Source organism: Pseudoalteromonas sp. CO325X (assembly GCF_004208955.1).
GTDB lineage: Bacteria > Pseudomonadota > Gammaproteobacteria > Enterobacterales > Alteromonadaceae > Pseudoalteromonas > Pseudoalteromonas ruthenica.
Genome location: NZ_SGPG01000032.1, coordinates 196,921 through 217,420, shown reverse-complemented (window position 1 = coordinate 217,420; position 20,500 = coordinate 196,921). Strand labels below are relative to the sequence as shown.

Annotated in this window: 22 protein-coding genes; 13 read left to right on the top strand and 9 right to left on the bottom strand. The window is 47.4% G+C overall.

What is annotated here, in order from left to right:
• Positions 1-31 precede the first annotated feature (31 nt).
• Together EXT46_RS16555 and EXT46_RS16550 are read left to right on the top strand one after the other, a co-directional pair.
• On the top strand, positions 32-730 hold the full coding sequence (locus tag EXT46_RS16555; protein ID WP_022946498.1) for a DUF3581 family protein: 699 nt from the start codon (positions 32-34) through the stop codon (positions 728-730).
• 130 nt (positions 731-860) lie between these two features.
• Positions 861-1,631: a MipA/OmpV family protein gene (locus tag EXT46_RS16550; RefSeq protein ID WP_130148587.1), complete on the top strand. Its 771-nt coding sequence runs from the start codon at positions 861-863 to the stop codon at positions 1,629-1,631.
• Here the strand turns inward: EXT46_RS16550 and EXT46_RS16545 are convergent.
• Together EXT46_RS16545 and waaA are read right to left on the bottom strand one after the other, a co-directional pair.
• Positions 1,612-2,160 (bottom strand): DUF1415 domain-containing protein, encoded by a 549-nt coding sequence (locus EXT46_RS16545; RefSeq protein ID WP_130148585.1) that lies wholly within the window; start codon positions 2,158-2,160, stop codon positions 1,612-1,614. The two genes, EXT46_RS16550 and EXT46_RS16545, sit on opposite strands and share 20 nt — an antisense overlap.
• A complete protein-coding gene (gene waaA / locus EXT46_RS16540) occupies positions 2,153-3,415 on the bottom strand; it encodes a lipid IV(A) 3-deoxy-D-manno-octulosonic acid transferase (protein WP_130148795.1) in 1,263 nt (420 codons plus the stop codon). Before waaA ends, EXT46_RS16545 begins: the two co-directional genes overlap by 8 nt.
• Positions 3,416-3,549: 134 nt before the next feature.
• Between waaA and EXT46_RS16535 the strand changes: the two genes are divergently transcribed.
• Positions 3,550-4,134, top strand: a complete 585-nt coding sequence (locus tag EXT46_RS16535) for an SIS domain-containing protein (RefSeq protein ID WP_022946494.1) — start codon at positions 3,550-3,552, stop codon at positions 4,132-4,134.
• Positions 4,135-4,139: 5 nt separating this feature from the next.
• Entirely contained in the window at positions 4,140-5,585 is a 1,446-nt protein-coding gene (gene hldE, locus EXT46_RS16530) for a bifunctional D-glycero-beta-D-manno-heptose-7-phosphate kinase/D-glycero-beta-D-manno-heptose 1-phosphate adenylyltransferase HldE (RefSeq protein WP_130148583.1), read from the top strand.
• Positions 5,586-5,621: 36 nt separating this feature from the next.
• Here the strand turns inward: hldE and EXT46_RS16525 are convergent, their stop codons facing one another.
• The gene (locus EXT46_RS16525; protein ID WP_130148581.1) at positions 5,622-7,181 is read right to left on the bottom strand and encodes a capsule assembly Wzi family protein; all 1,560 of its coding nucleotides are present in this window, start codon (positions 7,179-7,181) and stop codon (positions 5,622-5,624) included.
• 179 nt (positions 7,182-7,360) lie between these two features.
• On the opposite strand from EXT46_RS16525, the gene EXT46_RS16520 reads away from it, so the two are divergent.
• Positions 7,361-8,470, top strand: coding sequence for a glycosyltransferase (locus tag EXT46_RS16520; protein WP_053911431.1), 1,110 nt, complete (start codon positions 7,361-7,363; stop codon positions 8,468-8,470).
• Here the strand turns inward: EXT46_RS16520 and EXT46_RS16515 are convergent.
• Complete coding sequence (locus EXT46_RS16515) at positions 8,465-9,190, bottom strand: 3-deoxy-D-manno-octulosonic acid kinase (RefSeq protein ID WP_053911429.1); 726 nt, start codon at positions 9,188-9,190, stop codon at positions 8,465-8,467. The genes EXT46_RS16520 and EXT46_RS16515 overlap by 6 nt on opposite strands.
• A gap of 133 nt (positions 9,191-9,323) precedes the next feature.
• Here EXT46_RS16515 and EXT46_RS16510 point away from each other — a divergent pair, with 133 nt between their 5' ends.
• The 6 genes from EXT46_RS16510 to glpG all read left to right on the top strand — a co-directional run bounded on the left by EXT46_RS16510 (position 9,324) and on the right by glpG (position 14,510).
• Positions 9,324-10,370 (top strand): glycosyltransferase family 9 protein, encoded by a 1,047-nt coding sequence (locus EXT46_RS16510; protein WP_053911428.1) that lies wholly within the window; start codon positions 9,324-9,326, stop codon positions 10,368-10,370.
• Complete coding sequence (gmhB, locus tag EXT46_RS16505; RefSeq protein WP_053911426.1) at positions 10,367-10,912, top strand: D-glycero-beta-D-manno-heptose 1,7-bisphosphate 7-phosphatase; 546 nt, start codon at positions 10,367-10,369, stop codon at positions 10,910-10,912. The genes EXT46_RS16510 and gmhB overlap by 4 nt, the downstream gene beginning before the upstream one ends.
• A 173-nt stretch (positions 10,913-11,085) precedes the next feature.
• The gene (locus EXT46_RS16500; protein WP_053911424.1) at positions 11,086-12,282 is read left to right on the top strand and encodes a glycine C-acetyltransferase; all 1,197 of its coding nucleotides are present in this window, start codon (positions 11,086-11,088) and stop codon (positions 12,280-12,282) included.
• Positions 12,283-12,292: 10 nt separating this feature from the next.
• Positions 12,293-13,318 (top strand): L-threonine 3-dehydrogenase, encoded by a 1,026-nt coding sequence (gene tdh, locus EXT46_RS16495; protein WP_022946486.1) that lies wholly within the window; start codon positions 12,293-12,295, stop codon positions 13,316-13,318.
• A 56-nt stretch (positions 13,319-13,374) separates the two neighbouring features.
• Positions 13,375-13,692 carry a thiosulfate sulfurtransferase GlpE gene (gene glpE, locus EXT46_RS16490; RefSeq protein ID WP_053911422.1) on the top strand — a complete coding sequence of 106 codons (318 nt, stop codon included), beginning with the start codon at positions 13,375-13,377 and terminating at the stop codon, positions 13,690-13,692.
• Positions 13,689-14,510 (top strand): rhomboid family intramembrane serine protease GlpG, encoded by an 822-nt coding sequence (glpG, locus tag EXT46_RS16485; protein WP_022946484.1) that lies wholly within the window; start codon positions 13,689-13,691, stop codon positions 14,508-14,510. The genes glpE and glpG overlap by 4 nt, the downstream gene beginning before the upstream one ends.
• Before the next feature lie 24 nt (positions 14,511-14,534).
• Here glpG and EXT46_RS16480 read toward each other — a convergent pair whose 3' ends face one another.
• Positions 14,535-14,885 (bottom strand): flagellar basal body-associated protein FliL, encoded by a 351-nt coding sequence (locus EXT46_RS16480; protein ID WP_231658170.1) that lies wholly within the window; start codon positions 14,883-14,885, stop codon positions 14,535-14,537.
• Positions 14,886-15,097: 212 nt separating this feature from the next.
• On the opposite strand from EXT46_RS16480, the gene EXT46_RS16475 reads away from it, so the two are divergent.
• Together EXT46_RS16475 and ubiA are read left to right on the top strand one after the other, a co-directional pair.
• Positions 15,098-15,640 carry a chorismate lyase gene (locus EXT46_RS16475; RefSeq protein ID WP_053911419.1) on the top strand — a complete coding sequence of 181 codons (543 nt, stop codon included), beginning with the start codon at positions 15,098-15,100 and terminating at the stop codon, positions 15,638-15,640.
• The gene (gene ubiA, locus EXT46_RS16470) at positions 15,637-16,506 is read left to right on the top strand and encodes a 4-hydroxybenzoate octaprenyltransferase (RefSeq protein WP_130148579.1); all 870 of its coding nucleotides are present in this window, start codon (positions 15,637-15,639) and stop codon (positions 16,504-16,506) included. Before EXT46_RS16475 ends, ubiA begins: the two co-directional genes overlap by 4 nt.
• On the opposite strand, the gene EXT46_RS16465 is transcribed toward ubiA, so the two are convergent.
• The 4 genes from EXT46_RS16465 to EXT46_RS16450 form a co-directional block, all read right to left on the bottom strand.
• The gene (locus tag EXT46_RS16465; RefSeq protein ID WP_053911415.1) at positions 16,503-17,123 is read right to left on the bottom strand and encodes a 2OG-Fe(II) oxygenase; all 621 of its coding nucleotides are present in this window, start codon (positions 17,121-17,123) and stop codon (positions 16,503-16,505) included. The two genes, ubiA and EXT46_RS16465, sit on opposite strands and share 4 nt — an antisense overlap.
• 212 nt (positions 17,124-17,335) lie before the next feature.
• Positions 17,336-18,223 carry a LysR family transcriptional regulator gene (locus tag EXT46_RS16460; protein WP_022946479.1) on the bottom strand — a complete coding sequence of 296 codons (888 nt, stop codon included), beginning with the start codon at positions 18,221-18,223 and terminating at the stop codon, positions 17,336-17,338.
• A gap of 141 nt (positions 18,224-18,364) precedes the next feature.
• A complete protein-coding gene (locus EXT46_RS16455) occupies positions 18,365-19,891 on the bottom strand; it encodes a DUF3369 domain-containing protein (RefSeq protein WP_130148577.1) in 1,527 nt (508 codons plus the stop codon).
• A gap of 48 nt (positions 19,892-19,939) precedes the next feature.
• On the bottom strand, positions 19,940-20,344 hold the full coding sequence (locus EXT46_RS16450) for a DUF2721 domain-containing protein (protein WP_130148575.1): 405 nt from the start codon (positions 20,342-20,344) through the stop codon (positions 19,940-19,942).
• Positions 20,345-20,500 lie beyond the last annotated feature (156 nt).

The following is a 20,500-nucleotide window of genomic DNA, read 5'->3' as shown; positions in this document are numbered from 1 at the left end:
CGCAGTTTTTTTGAACTAAAGCAGAGCAGGTATGTTAGAGCAGTTTTATCAAGACTTTGGTACCCATGTGTGCATTTCTCGTGAGCAAGGCAGTCGATTTGCTAAAGCGGTCGCCGATGACTTCAACCCGTTACATGATGTCGAGGCGAAGAAATTTTGCGTGCCTGGGGATTTACTGTTCTCGGTGGTACTCGATAAATATGGAATTAATGAGCAAATGCACTTCACCTTCGCCAATATGGTCGATGAGGGTGTAAAGCTAAGCATGCCGCAAGGAGAAGCACAGTTCGATATTAAAGATGGTGACAAATGCTATCTAAGCGTGCAGCGTGAGGGCGAAAACAGCCAATGTAAAACCCTGACCAATGCGCTGATCAAAAACTATGTTGAATTCTCGGGAAAGGCCTTTCCCCATGTGGTTGTGCCACTGATGGCAAAGCAAGGTGTAATGATTAACCCTGCGCGGCCAATGATCATTTATGAATCAATGAGTATTCATATGGACACTCTTGCAGTAACGGCTCCTGAACTGCGTGAAGCCGAACATGTATTTACCTACGAAGGTAAGCGCGGCAAGATTATTTTGCGCTTTGATTTACTGGCGCAGGGTGAAGTCGTGGGTCGAGGAGAAAAGCATATGCTGGTCTCGGGGATTCGTGAGTATTGTCAGGACACGGTGGATGAATTGATACGCGGCTATAACGAGCGCAAAGCGGCATTGAAACCGTAATAAAGCACAGATAGAAAAGCGCCTCAAGGCGCTTTTTTTTTCTTTTTTCGCATCCAGTGACATTTGGCACAGGTCGAATGGGGTGTTGCTCTTTACAGTGACATTTCAACCACATCACAGGATACGAACAATGAAAAAAGTATTGAACGCTGCCTGGTTCTTGTTAGTCGCCGTGCAGGCTCAGGCCGAGCAGTCTACTCAATGGCAGGTCACCCTCGGTGCTGGCGGAGCCATTATCACAACCCCTTGGGCTGGGATGGCAACACAACATCAGTCACTGCCGTTTGTAAGTGCTCAATATGGACGTTGGCGCTTTGGTGTTGACCAAGGGCTGGTGAGCTACCGCGTGTTGGATAGTCAAGTCGGTATTGATATGGGTCTTAACTTTCGCGATCCCAGCTACGACAGTGTTCTGTTATATAAAAGCGACCTTTCTGACGACCCTGTATTCACCTCTTATGACGACCCTAGTGGCGAGCTGGTCGCAACTATGGCGCTCAACTATCATGGCTTCTCGGCCCGTTTTGCCCAAGATATTAGCAATGAATCCAGTTCGCTGGCGGCAAACGTTTCTTACACGCTGTCTCCTTGGCAGTTGAGTGACAAGCTCCGGGTACACACAAGATTCGGAGTTCGGTTGCTCAGTGAAGATTATACCCAACACTTTTATGGTGTAAGTAGGGTGCAAGCTGCCCCACAGTATGGGCGCACGCAGTATCACTCCCAAGGCGCTATCAACCCTTTTGCACGTATTGCCCTGAGTTATCAATTCGCACCGCAATGGCAGGCAGTGGCCGCTTACCGAAGCGAATTTTGGGACGATGAAATTTATCACAGCCCCTTAGTATCGACACATTATACGCACCAGTTAATGGTCTTTTTTACTTATCGGCTGCGTTAGTGCAGTGTTGCAACAGTTGCTGCCAAAAATGACTACCTTTACGCCGAGCCAAACGAATGTTGTTTTCGGGAATACTTTCAGGGTCATCGTACTGTGCGAGTGCCTGCTCCATACTGTGTTCGCGAATAATATGTAAGGCCGGGTAGGGGGCGCGATTAGTGTAATTTGCGGCATCCTCAGGCTCGGCGTCAGCAAACACATAGTGAGGATGAAAGTGGGCTAATTGATAGGTGCCCTCAAAACCCTGTGCAACCAATAAAGCATTAGCTAAATCTATCAGCTCGAGAAAATCATCAAAATCGTTAAAACCCTTAGCAAAAATCACCAAGGTGGTTTCAATGTCGCTATCGTTATCAAGCACACGACACTGCTCTAGGGTGTCAAGCACCGCCTCATCAACGCTAACGGCATCACTGGGATGATAATGAATGCGTTGGCTTTCGACTTCTTTGCGAGCAAACGGGCAAAAGTTGTATTTAACAATGACCGCACTGACCCATTCACGCATGGCTGCAACACAGTTAGACATCAGTGTATTCCTCTATAATCGCCAATGTTTTCGCTATCGCCCCTTGGTTTTTCTTCACTACATTAAGACCTATCGCGCCCATTTGTTGGCGCTTATGAGGGTCATGGCTGAGTGCAATCAGTTGTGCTGCTAAGTTATCGGCTTGCACTTGCTGCGCACCACCTTGGTTGATGAGCTCTGGGTAAACGTGAGCAAAGTTGAAAGTATGGGGGCCTGTTAAAACTGGAATGGCGTGGGCGCACGCTTCTAATGGATTGTGTCCGCCGCGCGCGATAAGACTGCCGCCGATAAAAGCGAGGTCAGCGCAGCCATAAAGCATGGTCAGCTCTCCTAAAGTATCTGCGAGCATGACGCTCTGCCCTTGGTAGTCGTTGTGACTACGACGACAAAAATCATAATTCTGCTGTTTAAGCACGGTGGCAACATTGTCAAATTGCTCCGGATGACGCGGGGCAATGATCAGTAAAGCCGAGGGCTGTTGCTTCAGTAATTCCTGGTGTGCTTGAAGGAGTAATTCCGGCTCGCAAGGGTGAGTGGAGCCGGCAATCCAAACAAAGGGCTTATTGAACTTGTGGCGCAATTGCTGAGCTTGTTGTTTGTGCTTTTCGCTGACGGTGATATCGAACTTGATGGAGCCGGTAACATGCACTTTATGCTGGGCCAGACCCAGCTTTACAAATCGCTCGGCGTCATCATGATGGTGGCAGGCAAGCACATCAATATGGCGCATTATATCTCGAGTGAGGGGAGCTACTTTGGCATATCCGTTGGCGGATTTCGCCGACAGTCGCGCGTTAATAATCACGGTCGCTAAACCTGCTTGTTTCGCCTGCTTTAATAAGTTCGGCCACAGTTCGGTCTCTATTATAGACAGTACTTTTGCTTGTGTACGACGGATAAAGCGCCGTTGACACCAAGGCAAATCGAACGGTAAGTAGCAGCAGCTTAAACGTTCTTGGCTTATGGCGTCGGCGAATAAAGTGGTGATTTGCTCACGCCCGGTGGGGGTGTTGCAAGTAATGATTAAGCGGTACTTGGCACCGAGCAAGGCTTTTATCAGTGGTGCGCTGGCAAGCACTTCACCGACTGAGGCGCAATGCAAAATAATATCGCCAGTGGCCTGAGCGTAGCCAAAGCGCTCGCCAAAGTGTTGGCGATAACCAGGATTCTTACGGCCACGTAAACAATATAGGTATACCCAGGCTATGGGGATCAGTAGTACTAAAATAAGCGAATAAAGAAAACGGGCAAACACGATAAAGCCTAATTGTGAAATTCGACTAAAGTGTACCGCAGGCAATAGGGCAAGCCAAAGCTTGGCTGACAAAAACGTGCATTTATCAGTACTCTTTGGAATAATGCCGATAAACCCGTGAATGAGGACGCTTTATGGCTAATATTGACAACGCCGCCAACACTTACCTCGATAGCCTTGCGCGCCACCGCGCACTATTCGACACCATGGAACAATACCAACCGCAAGTATCGCAATTGTTGAGCGCCTGTCATCAGGCACTTGCTGCTGGTGGTAAGGTGATCTGGTTCGGTAATGGTGGCAGCGCCGCAGATGCACAGCATCTCGCTGCAGAGTTTGTGGTGCGCTATAAAAAAGAGCGCGGGCCACTGGCATCCATTGCTCTGACAACGGATACTTCCATTTTAACCGCGCACTCTAACGACTATCATTTTGATACTGTATTTGAGCGTCAAGTTCAGGCGTTGTGTAAACCACAGGATTTGGTTATTGGCCTGACGACTTCGGGAACCAGCGCCAACATCAATCTTGCGCTCCAAGCGGCCAACGACATCGGTGCTTATACCGTGGCTTTGACTGGCCGTGAAGGCGGCACCGTTAAAGATATTGCTAAACTTCCCATTATCATCAGCAATGATGAGACCGCGCGTATCCAAGAAGCCCATATGTTTATCGGCCACTGGTTGTGCGAAGCCCTAGATATGCTAGTGGCGGAGTAAGCAACATGGATTTAGGTCTGTTAAAACAGCTGCACAATGCCAAGGTCTTGGTGGTTGGGGATGTCATGCTTGACCGATACTGGCATGGTGACTCCGGGCGTATTTCCCCTGAAGCGCCGGTACCGGTGGTCAAAGTGAACCAGCTTGAAGACAAAGCCGGTGGCGCTGCCAATGTCGCCAAGAATATCGCGCGCCTTGATGGTCAGGTAGGCCTGCTAGGGCTTATTGGTGAGGATGAAAGTGGTCAAATTCTAGAGCGCATTCTTGCTGATGAACACATTGACTCACAGTTAGTCCATGCTGTGGAATTGCCGACGATAGCCAAGCTCAGGGTGATTAGTCGACACCAGCAAGTGGTGCGCCTAGACCAAGAAGAACAGTTTTCTAAAGAGCATTCGCAGTTATTGTTGAATCGTTTAGAGCGTGTGGTGGGTGACTATGATTTCATTGTTTTCTCAGATTACAACAAAGGCTCATTGACGCTCATTGAGGCCATGATCCGGGTGGCCAAAGACGCGGGAAAAACCGTATTGGTAGATCCTAAGTCGCCGCAGTTAGGTTTATACCGTGGTGCCGACTACATCACGCCTAATTTAAATGAGTTTAAGCTCGCCGGAGGCGATGCCAGCAGCGAGCAGGCATTGACTGATACGGCGCGGGCATTAATAAAAGAGGCGGGAATTGGCGCGATGTTGCTGACTCGCTCAGAACAAGGTATGTCGTTGATTAGTGCCAGCGCTAAACACGACTATCCCGCACAAGTGCAAGAAGTGAGTGATGTCACAGGCGCTGGCGATACTGTAATCGCAACTTTAGCGGTGATGCTCGGGGCAGGAATGCCAGATTCTGATGCAGTAGAGCTGGCCAATTTAGCAGCGGGTATTGCTGTGAGTAAGCTAGGTGCGGCTACCGTGTCGCCTGAGGAACTCAGTGCAAAACTAGGGCAGTACCTGCGTGCGAATGGCGAGCATTACCAAACGCCTTTTGAATCCGTAATCCAGCATATTGAGTTTGCGAAACAAAATGGTGAGAAAATTGTATTCACCAATGGTTGCTTCGATATCCTCCACGCCGGTCATGTGCGCTATTTGGCACAAGCGAAAGCCATGGGAGACAGGCTCGTTGTTGGCTTAAATACCGATGACTCGATTGCCCGGCTGAAAGGGCCTGAACGTCCTATCAATCCTTTAGCTGAGCGGGCCATGGTATTGAGTGCGCTGAACTCTGTGGACTGGGTGATCCCTTTCGGCAAAGAGCACGAGGGCGACACGCCAGCAAAACTGATTGAGCAAATCAGCCCGGATATCTTAGTCAAGGGCGGAGACTACAACGTAGAAGAAATTGCAGGGGCCGAACATGTGCTGCGCCATGGCGGCCATGTTGAAGTGCTGGAGTTTCTCGATGGTTGCTCAACTTCCAACGTGATAGAGCGAATTAAAAAAGGACAGTAAAAAAGGAGCTACGGCTCCTTTTTTGATGAGTCAGGTTTAAAAGTTGTATTCAAACTTTAGGTATGCGCTGGTGTCTGTTTCTGAGCCCTCAACGGTATCATTGTTAGCAACAACGCCGCCGACAGTGAAACGTCCTTTCATCGCTAAAAAGCGATAGCGAGCTTCCAGCTGCTGGCTATCAATCGGTGTTTTGGTAATGCTATGACCAAGGTCAGGGTTGTTGGGGTAGCGATCACTGTTGTCACTGTTAAAGTCGATTTGGCGCAACTTGACTTGCCAGTCATGACCATTACTTTGTTGGCCTAAAACAGTAAATACCCAAGATTGCGTGTCGTTATCGTAAGCCGAGCCAATAGTCCGTCCTTGATAACGATAGCCGGATAGATAAATAGAGTGCTCATAATAGCAGTTTTCAATATCCGGTGCTTCGGCGGCACAGCTGACGCCAGTATCGATATATTCCAGGTTAAAAGTCAGGTTTTGCGCGAATGCATATGCGCTGGTTTGGGCGCCAAAGACATAAGCTCTGTCTGCCGGTTTAAAGTAACTGCTTGCATCTTCTCCAATTGTGCTGACATACAAGGCATAAGGCTGAGAAAAAAGCGTGTCTGACCAACGCACATCGAGCCCCGCGAGTTGGTTACCGAGTTTGGTCTCCTGCTCAGAGGTACAGCTGTCAGCGCCATTTGCACATTCGGTTTTACCTAAGATCATATCAACAAAGTCTCCTAAGGAGCTTGGCTGGCCTTCACCTGCCCATTGCGCTGACCACGATAAAGCGACTTCAAGTTGTTGTAGCGGGCGGAAATTAACGCGGGTGCTCCATAGCATCGCATCAGGTTCGACCCGTGTTGACTCAAGTTGCGCCATTTGTGCGGTAAATGACCAAGGACCAATCCAACTTAGCCACGGCGTCTCAAACGCGGTGGCCTTTTCACGGCTCACACTAATCGCTGGTAGCGGCTTGGCGTTGGTGGACATAATCAAGCTGTTATCAATACCCGGCCCCCAAAACTGCTCAACCGCACCGGCACGAAATATCCAGTTTCCTAAACGATAAGCGATATAACTGTGATCCAAAGTCGTGTCATCACATTGCTCGAGTGCTTGCTCATTGGCCACGATATCCGCTTGGCCTTTATCTTTGACATAACAATTACGTCCGTCTTCGCGGTGATTAACTGCTAGTTTTGCCGCAAAGTTCTCTCCTAAGTAGCTGTAACTTGCAAGCATTTCTGTTTGCTGAGAGTGGCTCATCCCAAAACTGGTGACTGCACGGGGATCGGTGGCTTTAAAACTATGCACTTGAAAGTTGTGAGGTTGGCCATTTTCGGATTCAAAGCGGTGACGCACACGCAGTGCCGTATCTTGAAGCTCAGCACTTAATGACGCAACCGGTGCCGCGCGCAACTCGTCGATAAAGCTATTCCACATAAGTGGAAATGTGGTTACCGGGGCTGAGATTACACCGGCATCGGCAAGGCGTTGGATATCTGCACGAAGACCATAATCATCAGGCTTAACCCAAGGCTCAGCAAAAACTGAAGAACTAACTAAACACAAAAAAGTGCATAATGAAGAAGTAGAGAAGCGCACGTTATTAGTCCCTAATACAAAACGAGCGGGTAGTCTACCAAGCTAATAGTAAGTTTGCAGCAGTTGAAATACGCTTTGATAATTTATTAAATATTCAATACAGCGACCGTGAGGGTATCGAAAACTACATCAACCCCCTATATAATGAGGCGATTAACGCAAGCCAGAATGTGGAGTAAATGGAACATTCCGAGCGCATTAGCCCAATAGCACCAACAAGTGTAAAACGGCTGCTATTCATTCCGGTCTCATCCACTGAAGGTATCGGCGAATATATACGTTCTCTAACCCTAGCCCTGAGTTTAAAGCAGCGCTACGCGGATGCTATTGATGTGCATTTTGCTCTTAATCAGCACACCCAGTACGCCAGTACCTGTCCCTTCAATACCACCTTACTGGCGCAGTCGCCGACAAAAGAAAATACGCGTGTGTGTGCGTTAATCCAAGATTATAAGCCCGATGTGGTGATTTTTGATTGTGCTGGAAGAGCATCGCAGATGCGCAGTGCCCGAGCAGCGGGAGCCCAGGTTGTGTTTATTTCTCAGCACGCTAAAAAGCGCGCCAAAGGGCTCAAGCTAAATCGCGTTGATTGTATTGATAAGCACTGGGTGGTGCAGCCAGACTTTTGCATCGAACCACTAAGTTGGTTGGAACGCCTTAAAATTCGCTGTTTCAACTTAGTTGAGCCAATCAACATAGGCCCTTACTTTGCGCTCCCTGATGCTCAATCAACGCGACAAGTAATGGCCGATAGAGGGATTCAAGCGGGTCAATACGTTGTTGTTAACGCCGGCTCAGGCGGGCACCTCAGTGAGCAAGGAGTCTGTGCCGATGTGTTTTATAAGGCTGCACAAGAGTTAAGTGAGCGCTTAAATATCCCGACGGTGGTCGTATTTGGGGCGAATTACCCTGATGCTTTGCCGGTATCGAGCGATCCCTTGGTGCATGTTGTCGGTGGCTTGAGTAATGCTGAGTTTATTGCTTTACTGGCTAATGCCAAAATGGGTCTGCTGAGTGCCGGCGATGCTTTATTACAAGCGATTGCTTTGCAGCTCCCTTGTGTTGCCGCGCCCGTTTCTAAAGATCAGCCCAAGCGCCTAGCAATGTGCTCTGCACAGGGGGTAGTGCATGCTGCGCCGTTAAATCGTGACAAGCTGACTGCACAAGCGGTAGCACTGCTCAATGATGAACGGCAGTGGGCAAACATACAAAACGCTTTGCAGGGGCGTGCGCAATTGCATAGCCAAGATTTCATTGCCAAGCAATTTCAAGAGTTATTGGCGTTATAGAGCGTTTAGGGTGTTGAGGTAAGCTTGCTCTAAGCGTTGCCAATGGTGTTCTTGCCAATGAAAACTGGGCTGTCGAGCGGCTTCTTTAGCGAAACTACGTTGTAAGCGGGCGATATTCTGCTGCTGCCATTGTTGCTTGGGAATGCGCAGCTCGCCACGGTCAAAATCGATAACATGGGCCTGGTTGTCAGCGCCAAACAAAATATTATTAATATTTAAATCGGCATGATACACCCCGGCTTGGTGGAAGCGAGCAAGGGTGGTGCCGATATGGCTTATCAGCGTATCTTCTAGGGGCGCGGCAACTAGCTTTTCACACAAACTTTGCGCCCCTGGTAGTGCCCGGGTGATAATGTCGCCCCGGTAAATTAAGCCGTTGCGACGAATCATGGCAGCTATGGGTTCAACTACAGGCAGGCCTTGTTCATGAAGTTGGCAGGTGAGAGCGAACTCTTTGTATACTCGGGTGTTGGCTAAACCAGTATAAAAATACTGATCGCTCAGCACCTTACCAATCAATCCGCCGCGCCAGTAGTGGCGAAGCACTGCCCGCAAACCCTGATGTTCGAAAAAATAGGTGGTTGCTCGGCCGCTTTTTTGTGCATAGACCTTATTTTGCTTTAACCAAAACGTCGGCTCGAACCAATTTTCCTGCACAGATTGCGCTGGGTATTTGTACGTTAATAGCGTGTGCTTGGAAGAAAGTGGGCGAGTATGCATGAGTGTTACAAGGCAAACAAAATAATGGCGCTAGTGTAGCTGCTTTTGGAGTCAGGTTAAACCGCTTCACGCTTGCATTGCGCTGGGGTTGCTTTACCATTTGCGAAGATTAATTGCTATTAGGAAATACCGCGTGCCACTAGAGTCTGTGCAATCCATTTGTATCCTTCGTTTGTCTGCGATTGGCGATGTGTGTCATGCCGTCAGTGCCGTGCAAGCTATTCAAAAAGTGCACCCTAATGCCAAGATTACCTGGGTGATTGGCAAGGTTGAGGCCATGCTGTTGCAAGGATTGCCGGGGGTAGAGCTGGTGGTGTTTGATAAAAAGCAGGGAAGGGCAGCTTTTAAAGCTTTAAAGCAACGCTTCAAAGGCCAGCGCTTTGACGTGTTATTGAACATGCAAGTGGCTTTTAGAGCGGGCTTGGTTAGCCGTTGTATTCCAGCGAGGGTGAAAATCGGTTTCGATAAAGCACGCTCAAAAGAACTGCACAGCTTATTCATTAATAAACGCATCGACGCTAAGAGTGAACCTCATGTGCTCGAAGGCTTTATGCAATTTGCCGAGCAATTAGGGGTGCAAGATTTTACCCCGCACTGGCAGTTGCCCTTGAGCGGGGCAGATAAAGCCAAAGCCGTTGAGCTGGTGGGCGACAATGGCGATCCGTTATTGGTGATAAGCCCTGCGGCAAGTAAAGCAGAGCGTAATTGGCTACCTGAACGTTATGCTGCTGTTGCTAAGTATGCGGCGAGTAAAGGTTTCAAGGTGGCACTCACCGGCGGCCCGACCGGCATGGAGCGCGCTTTAGCCGCTGATATTATCAGCCAGTGCGATTTTGAGGTGAATAACTTGGTGGGCCAAACCTCGCTTAAAGAGCTGACCTGCGTGTTGGCTTTGGCCACTGTGGTACTGGCTCCCGATACCGGTCCGGCGCATATGGCAACGACCCAAGGCACACCCGTTATTGGCTTATATGCGCACTCAAACCCGAAGCGCACCGGGCCCTACCTATCGCAGCAGTACGTAGTGGAAAGCTATTTTGACGCAGTTAAAGAACAGCATGGTAAGCCTGCTGAGCAGTTACCTTGGGGCACGCGAGTTAAAGGTGAGCTAATGCATCGCATTAGTGTTGAAGCTGTGACCGCGATGTTTGATAAAGTTGTACACGAGCACCGATTATGAGCAATAAAGCCGTTTTTTTAGACCGCGATGGCGTTATTAATGTCGACCATGCCTATGTCCACAAACCCGAAGACTTTGAATTTATTGATGGCGTATTTGCCGCCTGTCGTAGCTTTCAACAGCGTGGCTATCGACTGATTATTGTCACGAATCAATCGGGTATTGCCCGCGGCTATTACAGCGAACAACAATTTGCTGAACTTACTACGTGGATGAAAGAGCAGTTTTTACAGCATGATGTGCGCATTGATGAGGTGTACTACTGTCCTCATCACCCCACTAAGGGGATAGGCGACTACCGTCAGCAGTGTACTTGTCGTAAGCCTGAGCCGGGCATGTTGCAACGCGGCATTGCTGCGTTTAACCTCGACCCCGAGCACTGTGTCATGGTCGGCGACAAACATGGCGATATCCAAGCTGCACAGCGCTGTGGCATTGGCACTAAAGTGTTGGTGCGTAGCGGCCAAAAGTTTGACCAAAAGGCGCAAAGTGATGCTGATTACACCTGCGACTCGCTCGCTGATGTGCCTGCACTGCTGTGAGGGAATCTTTACATCCGGTATGGGTTACCACGCTGTGCTGTGGTCCAACCGCGTGTACAAACAATGCAATTGTACGTGTAACCTTTTACAATACCCCTAACTTTGTTTAACAAGCGAACCTACCCACGTCTTTGACGTAGCATGGGTCCCCCGTTCAAGTATTGGAGAAATCTATGAGAGCCTCTGCGTTTTATACTCAACTGCAAGCGCAAATCGAGCAAGTCAAAGCCGATGGTCTATACAAAAGCGAGCGCATTATTACCTCGCAGCAACAGGCTGAAATTGACGTTGCCAGCGGCGATAAAGTGATTAACTTTTGTGCCAATAACTACCTTGGTTTAGCGAATCATCCAGAGCTTATTAAAGCAGCGCAACAAGGCTTGAACGACCATGGTTTCGGTGTTGCTTCCGTGCGTTTTATCTGTGGTACGCAAGACATTCACAAAACCCTTGAAAGCAAAATCAGTGACTTTCTACAAACCGAAGACACCATTCTTTACTCTTCTTGTTTTGACGCTAATGCGGGTCTTTTTGAGACCATTCTTGGCCCTGAAGACGCCATTGTTTCCGATGCCCTAAACCATGCCTCAATTATCGACGGTGTGCGTCTATGTAAAGCAAAGCGTTTCCGCTATGCCAACAATGATATGGCCGACCTTGAGCAGCAACTGATTGCTGCTGATGAAGCAGGTGCTAAAACCAAGCTGATTGCCACTGACGGCGTGTTCTCGATGGATGGCGTAATTTGTAACCTTGAAGCGCTGTGTGATTTGGCTGATAAGTACGATGCCCTCGTTATGGTCGATGACTCTCATGCTGTAGGCTTTGTTGGTGAAAATGGCCGTGGTACGCCTGAGTACTGTGGCGTGTTAGACCGTGTCGATATTATCACTGGCACCTTAGGTAAAGCCTTAGGCGGCGCATCAGGCGGTTATACCTCAGGTAAGAAAGAAATCGTCGAGTGGCTACGCCAACGCTCACGTCCTTATTTATTCTCGAACTCGCTGGCGCCATCCATTGTGACTGCGTCAATAAAAGTGCTGGATATGCTGGCTGATGGCAAAGAGTTGCGCGATACTTTATGGTCCAATGCGGCTTACTTCCGTGAGCAAATGGAAGCGGCGGGTTTCACTTGTGCTGGTAAAGATCATGCCATTATTCCTGTGATGTTAGGAGATGCCAAGCTCGCTGGGCAAATGGCCGATAAACTACTGGCTGAAGGCATTTATGTCACCGGGTTCTCATTCCCAGTGGTGCCAAAAGGGCAGGCGCGTATTCGTACCCAAATCTCTGCTGCACACAGCAAAGCGCAACTCGACAAAGCCATTGATGCCTTTATTCGTATCGGCAAAGAGTTGGGCGTAATTTAGGAGCGCAGTGATGAAAGCATTATCAAAATTAAAGGCTGAAACTGGGATTTGGATGACTGATGCGCCAAAACCGGAAGTGGGCCATAACGATTTATTGATTAAAATTCGTAAAACCGCTATTTGCGGCACCGATGTGCATATCTACAACTGGGATGAGTGGGCGCAAAATACCATTCCAGTGCCTATGGTGGTAGGTCATGAGTATGTCGGTGAGGTTGTCGATATGGGCCAGGAAGTGCGTGGCTTTGAAGTGGGTGACCGGGTTTCTGGTGAAGGTCATATTACCTGTGGTCATTGCCGTAATTGTCGCGCCGGGCGTGTACATTTGTGTCGTAATACCACAGGTGTGGGCGTTAACCGTGAAGGTAGCTTTGCGGAATACTTGGTTATTCCAGCGTTCAATGCCTTTAAGATCCCCGATAATATCTCCGATGAGCTGGCCTCTATTTTTGACCCGTTTGGCAACGCTGTACACACTGCTTTGTCGTTCGATTTGGTCGGTGAAGATGTATTGATCACCGGCGCAGGCCCGATTGGTATTATGGCTGCAGCTGTAGCTAAGCACGTTGGCGCACGCAATGTGGTGATCACCGACATCAACGAGTACCGCCTTGATTTGGCCCGTAAGATGGGCGCTACACGGGCTGTTAACGTCAGTGAAGAAAAGCTCGAAGACGTGATGACAGAGCTGGGGATGACAGAGGGCTTTGATGTTGGCTTAGAGATGTCAGGGGTGCCGGTGGCATTCAACTCTATGCTTGATAACATGAACCATGGCGGCAAGATAGCCATGCTGGGTATTCCACCTTCAGATATGGCTGTAGACTGGAACCAAGTTATTTTCAAAGGCTTGGTAATCAAGGGAATTTATGGCCGTGAGATGTTTGAAACCTGGTACAAAATGGCCAGCTTGATTCAGTCAGGTCTTGATATTTCCCCTGTGATCACCCATCAATTCAATATCGATGACTTTCAGCAAGGTTTCGACACGATGTTGTCGGGGCAGTCAGGTAAAGTTATTCTCGATTGGCAGTAAGTAGCCTATGAAGGCGGCTAAGCCGCCTTTTCAGTGTTTAGTAAATTTGGAGTCCCATGGCTTTTAAACATATCTCGGTGTCGCAGACACATGAATTACTAAACGACGATAATGTCGTTATTGCTGATATACGTGACCCGAACAGTTTCGCAAGCGGCCATATTCCTGGTTCCGAGCATTTAAGTAATAGTAATATCGGTGAGTTCATGCTGCATAAGGAGTATGAGCAACCTATTATTGTTGTGTGTTACCACGGTATTAGCTCGCAAGGTGCTGCTGGTTACTTAGCTGAGCAAGGGTTTGATGACGTATACAGTATGGATGGCGGCTTTGACGCCTGGGCGAAACAATTTCCACAATCGGTTGAAAAATGATTGAACTAGGGAGCACCAATAACGTGCGTGCTGCTCAAGGGTTTATTGATTACTTGAGTACTCAAGGGCTGCATGGCGAGCTCAAACCTGCACAGCAGGGGCATGTGATTATTGCTGTTGATCCGGAGCATTTTCATGCTGTTCAGCCGTTATGGAATGAGTTTAAAACAGAGCCGAATCATCCGCGATACAGTGATGCCGCATGGCAAAGCGGGCGTACCGATTCAGGCTTGGTTTACAGTGGCAATAAGCTTAATTTGTGGCAACGCTTTAACGGGCTAAGTTTATTGGTTAAAAGCGTCAGTATTATCAGTGTGATTATCTATGCGCTGTTTTTATTGGGCCAGTTTAGCCATATATTCCCATTGTTACAGTTTAAAGCATCGCAGCCGCTCTCTTGGATAACGCCAGCTGTCGTTCATTTCTCTGCAATTCATTTGATATTTAATGTGCTGTGGTGGTTGACCTTAGGGCCGGCTATCGAACGCCAGACATCGAAACTCACTTTATTGAGTGTGTTTTTACTTGGCTCTTTGGCCAGCGCGTGGGCGCAATATACTATGGTCGGCCCTAATTTCGGTGGTCTCTCAGGTGTTGTGTATGCGCAGGTAGGGTTTTGTTGGATTTATCCTTTGCTAGCGAAAACTAAACCGATGATGACCAAGGCGATGATTGGTTTTCTGCTACTGTGGCTAGTTTTTGGTTTTACCGATACTTTCTTTATGCCTATGGCCAACTGGGCGCATTTAGGCGGTTTAGTCAGCGGTATCGTGTTAGCGCTGGTGATGGCCTTTGGAAGTAATAAAAAAGCGGCTTAAGCCGCTTTTTTATTACTCGTGATGTTAGTGATAAAGGTATTTGGTAAACAGTACATCGCGAATAATATCTTTACCGGTTTCCTGCTTCAGTAAGGTTTTAAGCCGTTCGATGCATTTCTGTCTTATCTCTTCGCGGCCCGTTAAACTTTTGATTTTATCCTCTGGCTCTTGCGATAAGATTTCAACAATGGCGTCACGCAGCAGTGGCATGTGATGTTCAACCACTGAAATATTGCCAACATCTTCTAACATCAGATCGACAGTCACTCGCACATAGCCGAGCTTCTTACTTGATTGGCTAATGTAGTTCGCGACGATATCAGGCTCAAAGCCATAATAACCAACATCTCCCGCCGCCTTTGCGGGGCTGAACATGAGCAGGGTAAAGGCACTGACAAGTAATAGTTTGAGCGCTCGAGGCATAATAATTAGTGTGCTAGTTTTCATCAAGTTATCCATATTTTAGCGCGCTTAGCGATTTATCGTCCAGATTTATTAGTAAAGGGGTTACTGTGCTCTGTGAGAGCTTTTGCCATTAGTGTAGCAGTGGTATGATCGAAGCAATAGTCGAATCAAGGTAGTATGTTTTGCCTGCACACCCTATACCTCTTCGCGCGCAGTGGATAAGCATCGAGCACGCTAAGGTGACTGACACACTAGCCGATTGGCTACTGGAGCCTGGCTCGCTAACGAAGCGTTTAAAATCACAATGCCAACAATTTGCGGTGGAAGTTCTAAGTGAAAAAGTGGTAGCCAGTCGCTTTTGCGATCACGCTGTTTTTAAGCCCCCCAGTACGAATGTGCGTGTGCGTGAAGTGTTGCTGTTTTGCGATAATGAACCTATGGTCTATGCGCAAACCTGGCTTCCTGAACAGCAGTCGCAGCAAGGGGTTGATTTAGCCCATTTGGGCAATAACCCATTGGGCGAAGTGATTTTCCAAGACCCGCAAATCCAACGAGTAGGTATGGAGGTGGCTGATTTCGCTGACAGTCAGAGTCTGGCTGAGCTTACACACTCGTTAAAGCTGCCTAGTGAGCCGCTATGGGGACGCCGTAGTTGCTTCAATTTAACGAACCAACAAATAATGGTGTGCGAGATCTTTTTACCCGGAGCCTATCCTTACCTATGAAACTAGCACCACTTAAGGCGATGCATTGGCCTTACTATAAGCAATTGATGCGTATTGATAAGCCTATCGGCACCTTGCTACTGCTGTGGCCCACTTTTTGGGCTTTGTGGCTTGCTGGTGCAGATTGGCCGCCGGTGAGTCTCGCGGTTATTTTTGCCTTGGGGGTGTTGGTTATGCGTAGCGCAGGGTGCGTGATCAATGACTTTGCCGATCGTAATGTTGATGGTGCGGTGCAGCGCACTCAACAGCGCCCTCTGGCTGCAGGAACCGTGAGTGCCGGTGAGGCGCTGAGCTTATTTGCTTTGCTGGTGGTTATGGCTTTTGCGCTCGTGTTATTACTTAACTGGCAGACGATATTACTGTCATTTGGGGCGCTTGCCTTGGCTGCGTGTTATCCCTTTATGAAACGCTATACCCATTTACCCCAAGTGGTGTTAGGAGCTGCGTTTAGCTGGGCAATTCCAATGGCTTACATGGCCACTATCGAAGCGCTGCCGATATATGCATGGTTACTGTTTTTTGCCAATGTAGTGTGGACTGTGGCGTATGACACCTTATATGCGATGGTGGATAGGGATGATGATGTTAAAATAGGTATAAAATCCACCGCTATCTTATTTGGTCGTTACGACCTTCTGGCGGTGGCTTTATTGGATGCCACCTTTATTGCACTGTTGGCCTATATCGGCTTGGATATGCAACTCTTTTGGCCATTTTGGCTTGGTCTCAGCATTGCTACTATGCTGTTGGTGCGACAGCTTTACTTGTGTCGCCACCGAGAGCGAGCCGCGTGTTTCAATGCATTTTTGAATAACCACTATGTCGGCCTAGCCATTTTTATTGGTATTGCCGTTAGCTTGCTTTAATTCGGCGGGTCAACAAAGCCGGCGACAGAATTATTCTTGCGAAACCAGCCAGCGATAGAGAAGCGTGACTGCTTTGCTGGCAATACCTCATGCATAAATAGCTCACTTTCAAACACAACCAGTGTGCCACAGCGAGGGGCTACGCGCCGGGCCACTAATTTGGAGCGCGGTTGATAGATCACTAACTCGCCTCCCTCATCAGGGGTGTTTAGGTAGCAAACCGTAGTAAATACACGGTTCGAGCGCCCCTTAAAAGCATCATAATGCTTTTTATAGAAGTCCCCAGGCTGATAATGGGCAAAGTGGCATTCATAATCGAACAGGCCAAGGAAAAAGTGTCGGTTAATGTGCAGGCGCAATGCTTCCATTAAAGCTAGGTAGTCTTGCTCTGCTTGCGAGTGTCCGCTAAACCACAAAGTTTTGTCTTTTCTTATTTGCTCGTTATGTTGAAACTCTTGGCGGCGGCCAATTCCAGCTGGTGAAAAAGCATCGTATTGTTGTTGCGCTGTATTCAGGAGCTGGCTGGTTAAAGAGCTCGGTAATGCCTGTTCAATCACTGCATAACCGTGCTGATGCACATCATCGATGATCTGTGCAAATAATGGTTCTTGATTCACATGAGGAAATTCAAGTTAAAAGGTGGCTTAGTATACCTTTGAAATGACAAAGCTCTACTGTTTATTGGTGTAAATGTGGGCACATTGATAGATAAGCCTCGACCGCCTGGTCTTGGCTGCTATTTTTTAATGGTTTGGCACTTAAGGAGTGGCAGTAATACTCGCCCAAGTTTGAGCGAGTAGGTAGGTGTTTACTTAGAAGCTGTGAAGAGTTAAGCACTCAAGTGCCGAGCGCTGGCAACTTGTTCAATCACATCTAATAGTTGAATAATGTGCTGTTGCTGCTCCAATTGCTCTTGGGTTTTGACGATTAAACGTGAGTGCGCTTCATCACTGGCTTGTAGACATATAAGGTCATCGTGGTTGTTGATAGCATTTGTATGTTCAATACCGCCAATGGCAATGCTTTGCCCGTTGGTCACCGCGTTTATCACTTCTTCTAAGCTACCTAAACGCAGGCCATTGCCTTTGCGCAGTACGTCTGCAGCCTCTTTTATCATGCTTTGCACATGTTGGCTTTGCGAAAAACAACCAAACAGCGGATAGGCATCAAGGTCATGTAAGGTGACGCTGGCTTTGTGTGCTAAAGGGTGGTTGCGACTTGCAAAGAGTACGAGCTGATCCGGTAGATGGATATCGCTGCCACCGAGGCAGGCGTTTTCTTCACTGACAAAAATATCAATTTCGCCTCGTTTCAGACGAGAATGTAACTCTTGCTGATCTTGTAGCTGCATCTCGATTTTCACTTCAGGATGCTGTGCCATAAACTGACCGCAAGACATGGGCACAATGGAGCTCGCAGAGCTGGTATAGCCAATTACAACACGGTTTTCACTTTTGCCACTGAGTTTGTCGAGTAATTGTTTGGTGCGTGCATATTCATCTAGGGTATTTTGGCAAAAACGTAAAAAAACTTCGCCTTCCTTCGTTAATATGACTGAGCGTGTAGAGCGTGATACTAGTTGATGACCAACTTCCTCTTCCAAAGTTTGAATGCTTCGTGTTAATGCGGAGGTACTAATGTTGGTTTTTTCTGCCGCTTGGCGAAAATGGCGCAAAGAGCCAAGGGCGAGGAATTGTTTAAGTTGTTCGAATCTCACTTTTAATTCCTTTTAAGTAAGTTATTAGGTGTATGGATTGGGGTTAATCCTCCTCAATACTAGTACATTGTACCTGAAATAAAAAGATGTCTTTTGTAACAAATTTTTCAAGTTCATCGTGGGGTTAATTAATAAAAGTCATTAGTCGGGGTAGCGGTTTTTTATAGCAATGAATTCATCAATATTTTTGATCATTAATTCGACTAAAGTCGGGTCGAAATGATGCCCTTTTTGTTGTTCTATAAAGTCTATTATATCCTCCATAGGCCAAGCCTTTTTATAACAGCGTTCGCTCCCTAGTGCGTCAAATACGTCTGCCAGAGCCGTAATTCTGCCAACAATGTGAATGGCCTCTTTGGCAAGGCCTTTAGGGTATCCAGAGCCATCCCATTTTTCATGGTGTTGGCCAGCGATTATTGCACCACATTGTAAAATTTCGTTGCTGGATCTGTGGAGTATTTCGTAACCTACTTGTGCATGTTGTTGCATTATTTCCCATTCTTGATCATTGAGCTTTCCGGGCTTATTTAAAATATGATCCGGGATGCTGATTTTGCCAATATCATGTAACGGTGATGCCAGTTTAAGTACTTCAGCTTGATAATCACTTAAGCCATAAAGTGTTGCCAATAGATAACTGTAATTAGCCACCCTTTTTACATGAGAGCCGGTCTCTTTCGAGCGTTTTTCCACGGCTTCACCGAGAATATACGAAAGCTCTTTTTGCGACTCTCTTACCGTTTCCCGTAATTTTAAGTTGTTGTAAGCCAGCGCTACGTTATTGGCGAAAAACTCTAGTAATTGATGTTCATGAGTATTCAAGTGGGCGCCGCGATCTACATATAGCATGGTCTCCATGCCATTTTGACCTGGGAAGTAACCGACATAGTTACTATCATTTTTTATTGAACGTTTGCGCTGGTGAGCACTGTGAAAATCTTGGCGCACATTGTGTGGTAGTTTACTAATGTCTGACTCGGGAGGGTGTCCTGAAGCCGCGAGCAATTTAAACTCAGTATCTTCTTGGTTGCTGCTGTAGGTCACCGCAGCACAGTATAGCTCGGCATCTTCTAGGCCCAGTATATGGGAAATGTTATTGAGCACCACGGACGCAAATTGGTGGATGCTGTCACACTTGAGAAACACCGTAGAGGCGTTGATAATGCGTTCTAACCCTTGTTTCTGCCGGTTAATCAATTGAATATCGCGATATCCGCGCAGCGCCGAATAAACCAACGTTTTGAGTTTTATAGCGGTAAGCTCAGTTTTATTTTTGTAGTCGTTAATGTCGTAGTCGCGGATAATCGACTCTTCGGGAGCTTCTCCTGGTTGCCCAGTGCGTAAAATAAGGCGGATATCATGGTTATCAATTTGCTCGCGAATATGCTTTATGAGCATCAATCCGGCGTGATTGGTTTCCATAACCACATCGACTAGCGCGACAGCGAAAGTGCTATCTTGTTCCAGTAATTCGATAGCTTCTTGTGCTGAATAGACGTGTGTTAATTCTACATAGCGATGCTCGAACTCAAAGTTAGAGAGCACTAACCGGGTGACATGGTGAATATCTTGGTCGTCATCAACAACAAGTACACGCCAAGGCGGTAAACTAGTTTCTGTTGTTTGTGTTTCTGCATCATCGACTTCACTAAAAAGATACTCACTCACACTGGGTTCCACCATCTCAGGTCAATGTAACCTGAGTATAGGTGAGATTTATTTCTCTGGTGAGTGAGAATGTTTTCCTATGCTTTCTAATTCAATGGCAATCGCATCACAGGAAATATGTATTTCGTATAAAGAGGTGAGCAAAGAGATCATAAGCGCCACTAAGCTTATGCCAAATAAGGCCGTGCCTAGAGGGGTAAATTCAACAAATAACGCAAACATCGCTAGGGTACACAGTAAAAACGACGCTACCCCCCAAAATTGCATACTGCGGATAAGTCGAATTCGCTTCTTTAAGTTTAATATTTGCTCAATCACGAAGGGCCGGATTTGCTCGCCTTCGCGGGCATTAAGTTCGCGGATCAGTTGTGCCAGTACGAGAAAACGATTGGTGTAGGCTAACAGGAGAAGAGAAATCGCTGGAAAAAGCAGTGCAGGGGTGGTTAATGTCATCATTTTTTCCAATTTTTATGTGTATAATTAGGGAATGTTAACTATGGGCTAGACATTTTTACAAATAACGGGCTTAATGTTAACAATTTGCCGCTCGCCAATTCAAAAGCTAAGGCAAAAGACAAGATTAATCAAGAATATGCGTATGCGTAGAGG